The sequence below is a fragment of the Porphyromonas sp. KLE 1280 genome (assembly GCF_000700805.1).
Classification (GTDB): domain Bacteria; phylum Bacteroidota; class Bacteroidia; order Bacteroidales; family Porphyromonadaceae; genus Porphyromonas; species Porphyromonas pasteri.
Window position 1 is genome coordinate 89,627 of sequence record NZ_KL362964.1, and the last position, 11,226, is coordinate 100,852.

7 protein-coding genes are annotated in these 11,226 nt (G+C 53.5%); 4 read left to right on the top strand and 3 right to left on the bottom strand.

Annotation, left to right across the window (positions count from 1 at the left end):
- The first annotated feature begins 893 nt into the window (after positions 1–893).
- The 4 genes from HMPREF1121_RS05685 to HMPREF1121_RS05700 are packed head-to-tail and all read left to right on the top strand — an operon-like array spanning position 894 to position 8,105.
- A complete protein-coding gene (locus HMPREF1121_RS05685) occupies positions 894–4,016 on the top strand; it encodes a TonB-dependent receptor domain-containing protein (protein ID WP_044115261.1) in 3,123 nt (1,040 codons plus the stop codon).
- A gap of 23 nt (positions 4,017–4,039) precedes the next feature.
- Positions 4,040–5,668 (top strand): RagB/SusD family nutrient uptake outer membrane protein, encoded by a 1,629-nt coding sequence (locus tag HMPREF1121_RS05690; protein WP_198019164.1) that lies wholly within the window; start codon positions 4,040–4,042, stop codon positions 5,666–5,668.
- A gap of 12 nt (positions 5,669–5,680) precedes the next feature.
- A complete protein-coding gene (locus HMPREF1121_RS05695; RefSeq protein WP_198019165.1) occupies positions 5,681–6,733 on the top strand; it encodes a substrate import-associated zinc metallohydrolase lipoprotein in 1,053 nt (350 codons plus the stop codon).
- Between the two features lie 4 nt (positions 6,734–6,737).
- Positions 6,738–8,105 carry a DUF4302 domain-containing protein gene (locus tag HMPREF1121_RS05700; protein ID WP_198019166.1) on the top strand — a complete coding sequence of 456 codons (1,368 nt, stop codon included), beginning with the start codon at positions 6,738–6,740 and terminating at the stop codon, positions 8,103–8,105.
- 711 nt (positions 8,106–8,816) lie between these two features.
- Here the strand turns inward: HMPREF1121_RS05700 and HMPREF1121_RS05705 are convergent.
- Genes HMPREF1121_RS05705 through kdsA form a run of 3 tightly spaced genes read right to left on the bottom strand, consistent with a single transcriptional unit; the run spans position 8,817 to position 11,203 of the window.
- Entirely contained in the window at positions 8,817–9,722 is a 906-nt protein-coding gene (locus HMPREF1121_RS05705) for a hypothetical protein (RefSeq protein WP_044115263.1), read from the bottom strand.
- A gap of 6 nt (positions 9,723–9,728) precedes the next feature.
- Positions 9,729–10,406 carry a DUF3256 family protein gene (locus HMPREF1121_RS05710; RefSeq protein WP_044115264.1) on the bottom strand — a complete coding sequence of 226 codons (678 nt, stop codon included), beginning with the start codon at positions 10,404–10,406 and terminating at the stop codon, positions 9,729–9,731.
- Positions 10,403–11,203, bottom strand: coding sequence for a 3-deoxy-8-phosphooctulonate synthase (gene kdsA / locus HMPREF1121_RS05715; RefSeq protein ID WP_044115265.1), 801 nt, complete (start codon positions 11,201–11,203; stop codon positions 10,403–10,405). Before kdsA ends, HMPREF1121_RS05710 begins: the two co-directional genes overlap by 4 nt.
- Between the last annotated feature and the right edge of the window lie 23 nt (positions 11,204–11,226).

Genomic DNA, 11,226 nt, shown 5'->3' on the forward strand with positions numbered 1-11,226 from the left:
GCTTCTTTATGCCGTAGAGTGGAGCTGTGCGGAGGGTAGGGGTAGGAACCCGTATTGGTCGCTGCTCTGACCACTATTGGTTCGCACGCCGACCACTATAGCTTTGTGAAGTGACCAATATTTAGGTTGTTGCTCCACGTAGGGATAAAAGTTGTGGACGAGTGATAGAAATGTTTGGACTACGTACGTGGCTCTAATATCTACGTACGTAGACTTTAGGGTTTTCGTGCCTAGTCCTTAAGACTACGTGCGTAGACAGAGGAAAACCACTACGTGAAGGCGCTTTTTTCTTCATGAGAAGGAGACTTTTCCCTCCGCTGGATAAGAGGAGTACTTGCGATAAGACGAGGGGCTGGCTTGAGATCACTTCGGAGAGGTATATCGGGGAGCTGGGGGCGCGATGCCTTAGCGCTCTAAATAGAGGGTAGGACTCGCGGGAACAGTCTATATTGGTTCGTGCGCTGACCAGTATTGGTTCGTATGCCGAACCTGTATTGCTTTCTCTTGGGCACACTATAGCTCCGCTTAGTATCCTCCTATTGATGTATCTATCGCTCTCCCGATGTGTTTCATACATTGAGATATAGGGGTAGTGGATAGCTTGCGCTCTTTCGTGCTTTCTTGGAGGCGTGTGAGACGGGAAAATTGGGTAAAAAGTGAAGAATTTTCCGATCAGTATGCCGTCGCTTTTTGACGGAGTTTGTGCCTCTTCGCTGGTCGAATTATGGCAAAATGTGGCAGAATGACGTGATGGAAGTGACTGAGTAGGTGGAATGTTTTGTTCGTTAAAAATCTTAGGAAGTTGGACCTATTTTCGAAGGTTCTTTATATAGCTTTTTATCTATATTTGCTACCGCAATTCGCACTAACACAATAATGCATCAACTTTGATTATGCTAAATCGATTACGTCGTTTATTCGTCAGCCTAATCCTCGTGATCTTAGGCACGATGTCTGTGTGTGCGCAGAACCTCATCCAAGCCAAAGGTAAAGTCATCGACAGCGAAGGAAAGCCCCTCGCCGGAGTCGCTGTGACTACCAAGCTGGATCAGTCGAAGCGCACAACCACAGCTTCGGATGGTACCTTCTCGCTTCGAGTGGCAGAGAAGACGATTCTTGTCTTCACGCTCTCGGGAAAGCAAACGGTAGAGCAGCTGGTATCAGACAAGCCTATGCAAGTGACGCTCCCTGTAGCTGAGGCCGAGAAGAAGGAAACCACGTCTGTCGCCTCTATGCGTCAGGCGACCTCGGTCAAGAGTACCTATTACCCTCTGTGGGTCATCGATGGTGTCGTCTACAAGGAGGATAAGAACTTCAACGTCTCTGACTTGAACTCCCCCGATGCTAAGCGCGTCATCGCTGCATCGCTTCCAGGGCTTTCGGAGCAGGATATCGAGAGCTTCCGTGTCATCTCCGATGCGTCGGCTACGGCTCTCTATGGACAGCGTGCTCTTGGTGGGGTCATCTCCGTCAAGACGCGTCGCGCTAACCAAGGGATCAATAGCTTCACCTACCAGACGCAGCTGACCTATCGAGCCATCCCTTCCTACCGCGACTACAACATCCTCAATTCGCAAGATCAGATGTCCATCTTCAAGGAAATGGACCAAGGGAAGAGTATGGTCCCCGACTACGTCACTACCAGAGGACACTGGGGGGTCTACGGCTATATGTATGATCATATGTATGATTACCGAGATGGTAAGTACACGATCAAGAATACCGATGTGGATCGTAGCCAATACCTTCGTGAAGCTGAGCGTCGCAATACCAACTGGTTCAAGGAGCTTTTCCAGCACAGCATCAAACACGAGCATACGATCAGCCTCGCATCGGGGAACCAGAAGGCAAACTACCGCACTTCGCTCGGTGCTACCTTCGATCCAGGATGGTCCAAGTTCCAGAACTCTCAGAGCTATTACTTCAACCTCAACGCCAACTTCAAGCCGCACAAGGACTGGACGTTTGGCATCATCGCTAATGCTTCCTACCTCAAGGAGCGTGGCTACGGGGACTTCAAGGCTCTAGACTACGCTAAGACCACCACGCGTACCATGGATCCCGACACCTACTATGCCTATCAGTACACGCCCTTCAATATCAAGCATGAGCTGAAGAATAACTATACGGACTACAAGACGGGGGATATACGCTTGCAAGCCACCCTCGATTGGCAGCCTATTCGTCAGCTTCGCTTCTCTACGCTGGCCGGTATCCGCTACCAGAATCAGTACAGCGTCACCAACCGCACTGAGCGCTCGAATGCTGCTGAGGCCTATCGTAATGTCAGCAAGACCTACATCAGATCAGGTAACTCGTACCTCTATAAGCCCTTGGATGATCCTACGGCACTTCCTCAGATCGTCATGCCTTATGGGGGCGTACGTACCACGCAGGAGAATGCTTACGAACGCTTTGACCTGCAGGCTAAGGCGAACTACAACGACTCGTTTGCTGATGGCAAGCATACCCTCTCGGCTCTGGCTGGGATCGAGTTCTATGATTCGAACAATATGAACGAGTGGTATGATGCCTATGGGGTCAACTACGAGTTGGGTTATCTGACGACCTACTCTCCATTGCTCTTCAGACATCTGCGTAATCAGAATCTGCAGTACTATAAGATTAGCCCTACGGTAGACCGCTCTGTCTCCGCTGTCGGAAATATCGAGTATGCCTACCTGGGGCGCTATAAGGCCAATGCCTCCTACCGCGTCGAAGGAACGAACCAGTTCGGTCGTTCGCGCTTGGTACGCTGGATCCCTACGTGGAATGCTGGTCTCTCTTGGGATATCTCGAGCGAAGGCTTCTTCGCAAACCTCAAGCCACTCTCCTCGCTCTCGACGAGTATCTCCTATGGGATGTCGGGGACGGTGCCCTATGTGCACAACTCATATGCTCGTCTGCTCACCCTGGAACCCTTCCTGGGCGATGCCGACCTGATCGAGCCCGGGCTGTACATCTATGAGCCAGCTAACCACGACCTCACCTATGAGAAGATGTACGAGCTGAACTGGAGCATTGACTTCGGCCTTTGGGATCGCATTAATGCTTCGGTCACCCTCTTCAGTCGTGAGGGGCGTGACCTGATCGATATCGTACGCCCTCAGGGTACGGGCGGCTTCGTTAACGATGTCTATGGGAACGCAGCTGCGATGACGGCTAAGGGGGCAGAAGTCTCCTTGACGACGCAGAATATTCACACGAAGAACTTCTCCTGGTCGACGACCTTGACCTATTCGCATAGCACGAACAAGGTAACTAAGCTCAATACACGCCCTGATGTCACGGCACTGACCTCCTCTTCGGGGGCTGCTCGTCTCGGCTATCCTCTGGGATCGATCTTCTCTATCCCCTTCTATAAGCTCGATGGAGATGGCTTCCCTCACTTCTTCTATCCTAATGGTGGAGAGACGCTCGCTGATGGTCGTCGCATCACTTCGCTCAAGGGTGGTGGTCAGGTCTCGTGGTCTGCTACCGATGATGATCAGATCAGCTATCTGCTTTACTCAGGGACGACCCGACCAACTGACCTCGGTGGGCTGAGCAACTCCTTCCGTATCAAGAACGTTAGCTTAGGGGTCTACCTCGTCTATTCCTTCGGGGCTGTGAAGCGTCTCCCTGCGCAGTTCGCTACGAGCTACAATGACTACTCGGTACTCGGTAAGGAATTTAATCGTCGCTGGGTACGTCCAGGGGATGAAGAGCGTACCAATGTCCCTGCTATCGCTAACGACAACGCTCGTCAGAACAATAAGTACCTGTCCGAAGCGTACACCTACTACAACAATTCGGATGTACGTATCGCCAAGATGGACTACGTCCAGCTCCGTGATATATCGCTCAGCTATGCGGTGCCTCAGTCCTTCGCACGTAAGCTCAGCCTCTCGTCTCTGAACCTCAAGCTGCAGGCCTCTAACGTCTTCCTTATCTACGCTGATAAGAAGTTCAATGGAGCACTGCCCTATGGGCATTCGCCTCACTCTTACATCTTCACCTGTACGCTTGGGCTGTAGTCTTCCCCTCAATCATTATGAATATGAAGAAGTCTATTATCAAGGGAGTCTTTGCGCTGGCTACGCTTGCACTGACGATGACCTCCTGCAATAAATTCCTCGACGAAAATCCCAACCCCCGATATGTCGATGGAAATAACCCCTACCTCATCAGTCGCTTCCTCACCTACTCATATCCATTGTCTTCGGTAGCTTATATCTCGGAGCTCGCTTCGGATAATAACTACGAGGACATCGAGGGTAATCCCTATCGTGACCGCTTCCTCGACGAAGCTTTTCAGTGGAAGGATATCTCTCAGACGGGTGGCTTCGCTGACTACGATGGACCAGCAGCTCTGTGGGAACAATACTATTACCCCATCGCTCAGGCCAATGAGGTGCTGACCCTCATCCTGGAAAGTGGTGACGAAGGCCCCCGTAATCTGGCCTCTCGAGGAGAAGCCTTAGCCGTACGTGCTTGGGCGCACTTCCAGCTGGCGAACGTCTTCTGCCTCCCCTACAACTTCGATGGTCAGGGAGGGGCTACGAACCTCGGTATCCCTTACGTCAAGGAGCGTGTGACGACGCTACTCCCAGACTACCCGCGTGGCACACTCAAGGAGACGTATGAGCTGATCGAGCAAGACCTCTTGGCAGCTATCCCCCTCTTGGAGAAGTATGCGGACTACAAGGAAGAAGTCAAGCGCTTCCACTTCACCCCCGAAGCAGCCTATGCCTTCGCTGCACGCTTCTACCTCTATTATAATAAGCCCGAGAAGGCTAAGGAGTACGCTGACAAGGTGCTCGGTGCTGATCCTCAAAGTCGCCTCCGCCAGTGGGAAAGTATCTTCGCTAATATCAATGCGGAGAATGTCAATGCGAAGGCCTTAGCTTATTCGAGCCTCGCTGAGCCTGCCAATCTCTTGGTCGTCTCGCTCAAGAGTAACTATCCTTCTTTGACGACCTCTGGGGAGTACTTCACTGCTACGCGCTATGCACACCAGAATCGCACCGCCGATGAAGAGACCCTCTGGGCCAACATCTGGAACAAGGGAGGGGCGCATGACGAATACAACTTCTCGCCCTATATCTTCAACAAGGTATATACCGACAAGGTCTACCAGCCTAAGATGCCTGATCTGGGAAATGGTCGCACCAAGGAAGTATTGCTGACCACGGATGAGCTCTTGATCAACAGAGCCGAAGCCGAAGTGCGCCTGGGGGATTATGAAGCTGCGCTCCGTGACCTCAATGCCTGGACGGATGTCTACCTGCGTAAGTCTGTCGCTAAGCGTACTTTCACCGAGGCCGAACTCAAGGCTTATTATGATAAGCTCCCCTATGCGGACAAGACGACTATGTCGCCTAAGAAGCACATCACGGGGGCACACTTCACCCTCCACGACGGCTCGAAGATCACCGAAGGGACGCGTGCCGAGATCCTCCTGCAGTACGTACTACAATGCCGCCGTGTACTCTCCCTGCACGAAGGATTGCGCTGGCAGGATATCAAGCGCTATGGTATCACCGTCTACCACTGGCGGAAGACCGACTTAGGTGCTGGCACCTATGAGGTGAAGGATGACGGCATCCTCAAGGGCAACGACCTTCGCCAGGCCATCTTCCTCCCTGAGCAGGCTGTCACGGGTAAAATCAAACAGAATCCTCGCTAACATAATATGGCTATGAATATCATAAAGAAGCTACTCATCGCCCCCTTAGCTCTCCTCACTTTGGGCTCTATCGTATCGGGGTGTGCCTCCGATACCGATGAGATCGACCCCTCTCGTACGCTCTTTTTGGCACGCGACCGTAGTCGTATGACGGAGGTGGAGCGCTATATTGAGGATTACTTCGCTGCGAAGTACAATGTCAATATCCGCTACCGCTACGAAGACCGCTTTGCAAGCAATCAGTATAAGCTCGGACCAACGGATGAGATGAAGGCGCTGAACTACGTCAACCTCATGCGCTATACCTTCTTCGATGTCTACGATAAGGTCGCTCCGAAGGGGTTCACTGAGAAGTATACGATCAAGCTCCTCGTCCTCTTCGGAACACGTGGCTTTGGTCCGACGCAGAACCTCCTTGGGGAAGCTCCTAACGGATGGATCCAGGTCTATAACATCAACAACCTCTCAATCCCTGACTTCAGTAACTATTCTTCTTGGGATGGCTTCAGGTATGAGTATCTGAATGCTCGTGACAACTACATTCAGACGCTCTACCACGAGTCCGCGCATACTCTTGATGAAGAGCATCCCGTCCCACCAGAGTATGCTAAGCTGACGCTCGCTCAGTACAAGCAGGATGATGCCTTCAGCTTCTGGTATCTGAAGAATATCTCCAGTCTGCATGCCGGCTTTATCTCCGACTACGCCAGCAAGAGTGCTGCAGAAGACTTTGCTGAGCTCTTCGGCTGGTACATCGTCTTCCAGCCAGAGGAATGGGAAGCTAAGATGCAGGAGGCAGCTACTGGTCGATACCCTGCAGATAATCCGCTCAATGGGCGTCAGCTCATCGAGAAAAAGATTGCGATCATCAAGGAGTATATGCTTAGTGAGTTCCATATCGATATAGAAGTCATCCGAGCTGAAGCCCAGCGCCGTATGTCTGTCTTGACGGCAGATCCTAAGTATACAGCTGCAGATAAATGGGATGCCTACAATGAGTATACGAAGGCTGACTTCTCTCGCCTCCCTGCTTCCTACTATTCTACTATCCCAGCAACTAAGTAAGACTATGAGACTCTATTATATATTGGCCTTTGCAGCTCTCTCGCTCTTCTCTTCCTGCCAGCTCTACGAAGATGCACCAACAGGAATGGGTCGCCCTGGGGTAGTACTCGATGACGAGATACTCTCCCTCTATAAGCTGTTGGGAAGTAGCCCACATGGTTGGCGAGGTGTGATGATCCCTGGTAGCTATCAGTATGGTGGGATCAATTTCTGCTTCAAGTTCGATGATAAGACGATGGTAGATGTTTCCTCCGAAGATGGTGGTGCCGTACGATCGACCTACACGCTCTCTCAGAGTGATGGTGTCCGTCTGACCTTCGACTCGTCGAATAGTCGTATCGGTCGCTATGCTTCGCCTGACTACACCCTCCTGCAGGGCTTAGAGGGGGACTTCGAACTTCGTCTGGAGAGTATTTCTCCTGATGGTAAGCAGGTTGTTTTCACTGGGATCTATAGTAAGAACAAGCTCGTCTTGACCCGCCTCGATGAAGAACCAGAAGAATATCTCGCTAAGGTCAAGGCCGTACGTGATGCCCTCTATGGTAAGGCCCTCTCTCCACTGAAGCTCGGTGGTAAGGAAGCGAATATCTCCGTCTTTGGTCTGGCGCGCCAACTCCATGTCACGGTGGATGGGGTGTCGAAGCTGATGCCGATCTACTTCACGCCAGAGGGGGTGAACGTCATCGCTCCTGACGATGTGATGGATGATAAGCCTGCCGAACGTGTCGGTCAGATCGGTACCGAAATACTGCGCAGCCTTCAGGTCAAGAAGGAGGGAGATGCCTACAAGGTGCTCGCTCCCGATGGGACGCAGCAGCTGGATATCCAGGAGACCTTCTATGATCTGACTCAGGGAAAGATTAAGATGTACTTCTATGAAGGTTGGGCTTCTAAGGACTTTGTTGACGTGCTTACGAGCATCAATGGGACACCTGCCAGCGAAGGTAAGGAGGCTATTCCTGGGCTGATCTCCCGAGATCGCTGGTATCAGGCTGGAACCACCTTGAGTGAGTTTGCCTATATGGGGCGTACCGATGGTGGTGATACAAAGGTGTCTTTCCAGGTGTTTGCTCCCACTAGCCAGGCTTGGGCAAGCTATTATCTTGACTTCGCTGCGGTGACGGGAGATCCGAATCAGCTGTTGGTGAAGAAATTCGTTCGTGTTGGCTATGACTGGTATCTCCATCAGCAGGCACTCTCTCCGATTATAGATTATCTGGTTGAGAAATCGCCTTATCGCTTCAAGTACTGGACGAATTCTGCTGGTAAGCCCACTGTTGAGATGAGCTCGGTTAAGGATCCTAACTCCTATATGAAGACCTCCTTGGTCTACACTCCAGGTACTCCTCTGGATGAGATGGTCGTGAACTAAGTGCCACTCGTCTATATCTTTATGCGCCTCGGCCTTCCTCCGCAATGGGGGAAGGCCGATGCCTTTTATTTGCTCTGTCAGAGTGAATAAGCGCTATTCAAATCCAATGCTGTAGGAGGTGGAAAATCGGACCAGTATTGGTCAGCGAGTGAACTAGTAGTGGTTAGCAGTAGTAACCAGTACTGCTTTGCGTCGTGACCACTACTGGTCCGAGCACGAACCACTATTGGTCGAAATACCATCTTATATTGGTGCGCACAGGGCGCCTATAAGAGGGACGAGTCTCCGCTGTGATGGTGCTGGCTCACCCCGTGCTCTTGTCGGGATTTCCCAGCGGAGGAAAGTAGACGATTCCAAGTATGGAAAATTCATTTCCCTCCTTGGGAGCGTTCGCTTCCCCATGCTGGGGAGAGGAACGACATCGGCGTCCTTCCCATACCATGTCATAGGGGAAGGTAAGATAGACCTATATTGGTCGCTGGGTGGAGCTATATAGGTCGCAAACGCAAGCTATATAGGTTTGCACATTGACCAATATAGGTCGAGTCAGTGACCAATATAGGTTCATGCCGCCTATCCGTATCGCTCTCTTTTAAGGGGGCGTATTAGTGTGGGGATAGAGCTCTTGAAGAGGAGCTAAAAAGCCGAGGGGCAGGAGATGCGTATCTCCTGCCCCTCGAGCTTTATTGGGGGAATGGGGTAGGGTGCGAGTTACAGCGTGAAGGAGGCTTGACCGATGAGGTTGCCATCGGCGAAGAGCTTGACGCGGTAGGTGCCACTCTGCAGGCTCTCTTCGACGGGCCAATACATCGTGACTGCGGTGTCTTCGCCGTTGTACTCGATCTCGCGACGAATCGAATAGGGGATCTGCTTGCCTTCGAAGGGGAAGGTACCTGCCCCAGGCTTGACGAGAAGCTCCTCGTTGGGCTGCGTGATGCGGCAGTAGAAGGTCTTCTCCCCGACGGCAGCGGTGACGTTCTTCGCTACGGTGAAGTGGATCTGGATGTTTACCGCCTTCTCGAGCTTCTTGCTGAGCTTGCCACGCTTGTCCATGGGCGTGATGGAGATGCGCGTAGCATCGAGCTTCGCAGCGAGCTTCACACGGTCGGAGAGCTGTGCCTTCTCGTTGGAGAGCTGCTGCGCCTCATTGGTCGCACGGGCATAGCTGGCGCGTACCTCACTATTCTCCTGACGCAGGCGGTCGTTGGCCGACTGAAGGGAGTCGATCTGTATGACGTAGTTCTTGAGGACATTGCGCAGGGTAGATATCTCTTGGGTGAGCTGGCCGATGCGCTTGGCGCTGGTGGCCTTGTTGCTCTTGAGCTCCTTCTGCAGCTGCTCGACCTTAGCACGCTCGGAGAGGAGCTGGCTGATGAGTGAGTCGGTAGCCAGGGAGATTTTCTGCTCGCCCATACCCTGAGAGAGCTTCTGATACTGGATGTCGTACTCGGAGGCGAGCTTCTGCAGCTCCTCCTGCATAATCTCCTTCTGCTCGCTGGCGAAGAGGTCCTTCTCCTCCTGGAGCTGGGCGCGCTCATTGCGCAGGACGAAGTAGAACGCTGCGACCAGAGCGATGATGACTGCCGAGGCGGCGATGATGACGTGCTTGACTTTCATTTATGCTTAGGGGTTTGTGGCGCGTACAAAGGGGGCGAAGGACTGACCGCCCCAAGTCGTGGTGAGTGCGGGGAGCTGGGCGATAAGGGCCTTGAGCTCGTCGCTTTGCTTGTCCTCCTCCGAGAGTAGCAGGGTGGGGCGGACGATGAGGGTGGGGGCAGATGTGCCCTGTGCCCAGCTGAGCTCATAGTGTAGCGGATAGAGCAGCTCACGCAGGCGATCGCTGGCCGTGCTCATAGGGAGCTGGAGGCCGCGGAGGAAGTCTTCCGAGCTGGGAAGGCGAAGGAGTGTCGTAGACGGAAGGGCTTCGCCACTTGCGCTGAGGAAAGAGATGCGGGCATCGACTTGCGGAGAGCTGACGGTCTCGATGAGTGCTGTGAGCGGACCCTGACCGCTGGCGAGCGGAAGGAGGCGCAGCTCTGCCGTACCTACCGGGCTGGTCTGCAGGCGAAGGCTATGCTCTGAGACCGCGAGGAGCTTAGCGCCGAGGTCAAGCTCCAAGGGGAGGCTGAGCGCAGAGTCTTGTGCGAGGAGCGTCGCCAGCTGAGTACGGCGGTCTTCGTCCAAGAGCTCGGTCTGTCCGAGAGCCTTGATGATGGCGGCATACTTCGTCGTCTGAGCACTCAGTGCGAGCGAGGAGACGAGGAGTAGCGCGGTGAAGAGGAGGACGCGGAGCTGCTTCATAGGGCGGCACGTAGACGGACAAGGCGCTCCAGCAGGCCTTCAAAGAGGTCAAGAGGGAGCATGTTAGCCCCGTCGCTCTTAGCGGAGGCGGGATCGGGGTGCGTCTCGAAGAAGAGTCCATCAGCACCGACCGCGATGGCGGCCTTAGCGATCGTTTCGATGAGCGCAGGCTTGCCACCGGTGACACCGCTGGCTTGGTTGGGGCGCTGGAGTGAGTGGGTGACGTCCATCACGGCAGGGAAGCCCGTGGAGCGCATGGCGGGGATATTCGTGAAGTCCACGACGAGATCGGAGTAGCCGAAGCTATTGCCACGCTCGGTGAGGATGACTTGGTCGTTGCCACACTCGGTGACCTTGCGTGCGGCGTGCTCCATACCCGAGGCAGAGAGGAACTGCCCCTTCTTGATGTTCACGATCTTGCCCGTGCGTGCTGCCGCAGCGATGAGATCGGTCTGACGGCAGAGGAAGGCGGGGATCTGCAGTACGTCTACGTACTCGGCAGCGAGTGCAGCCTCCTGCGTCTCATGGATGTCGGTGACGACGGGGATGTCAAAGGTCTCCCGTACACGGCGTAGGATGCGCAGTGCCTTCTCGTCGCCGATGCCCGTGAAGCTGTCGACACGCGAGCGGTTGGCCTTGCGGTAGGAACCCTTGAAGATATAGGGGATCCCGAGGCGGGTGGTCATCTCGACGATGCGCTCAGCGATGAAGAGGGGTGTGTCCTCGTCTTCGATAGCGCATGGGCCAGCCATGAGGAAGAAGTTGGGGCCAGCGGTAAGGTCTTTATACTGGATCATAATGCAGTAGGGAGAATGGGACG

Bases quoted from the DNA above. Each gene is read 5' to 3' on its own strand.
- HMPREF1121_RS05685 (WP_044115261.1), top strand. From the start codon at position 894: ATGCTAAATCGATTACGTCGTTTATTCGTCAGCCTAATCCTCGTGATC.
- HMPREF1121_RS05690 (WP_198019164.1), top strand. From the start codon at position 4,040: ATGAAGAAGTCTATTATCAAGGGAGTCTTTGCGCTGGCTACGCTTGCA.
- HMPREF1121_RS05695 (WP_198019165.1), top strand. From the start codon at position 5,681: ATGAATATCATAAAGAAGCTACTCATCGCCCCCTTAGCTCTCCTCACT.
- HMPREF1121_RS05700 (WP_198019166.1), top strand. From the start codon at position 6,738: ATGAGACTCTATTATATATTGGCCTTTGCAGCTCTCTCGCTCTTCTCT.
- HMPREF1121_RS05705 (WP_044115263.1), bottom strand. From the start codon at position 9,722: ATGAAAGTCAAGCACGTCATCATCGCCGCCTCGGCAGTCATCATCGCT.
- HMPREF1121_RS05710 (WP_044115264.1), bottom strand. From the start codon at position 10,406: ATGAAGCAGCTCCGCGTCCTCCTCTTCACCGCGCTACTCCTCGTCTCC.
- kdsA (WP_044115265.1), bottom strand. From the start codon at position 11,203: ATGATCCAGTATAAAGACCTTACCGCTGGCCCCAACTTCTTCCTCATG.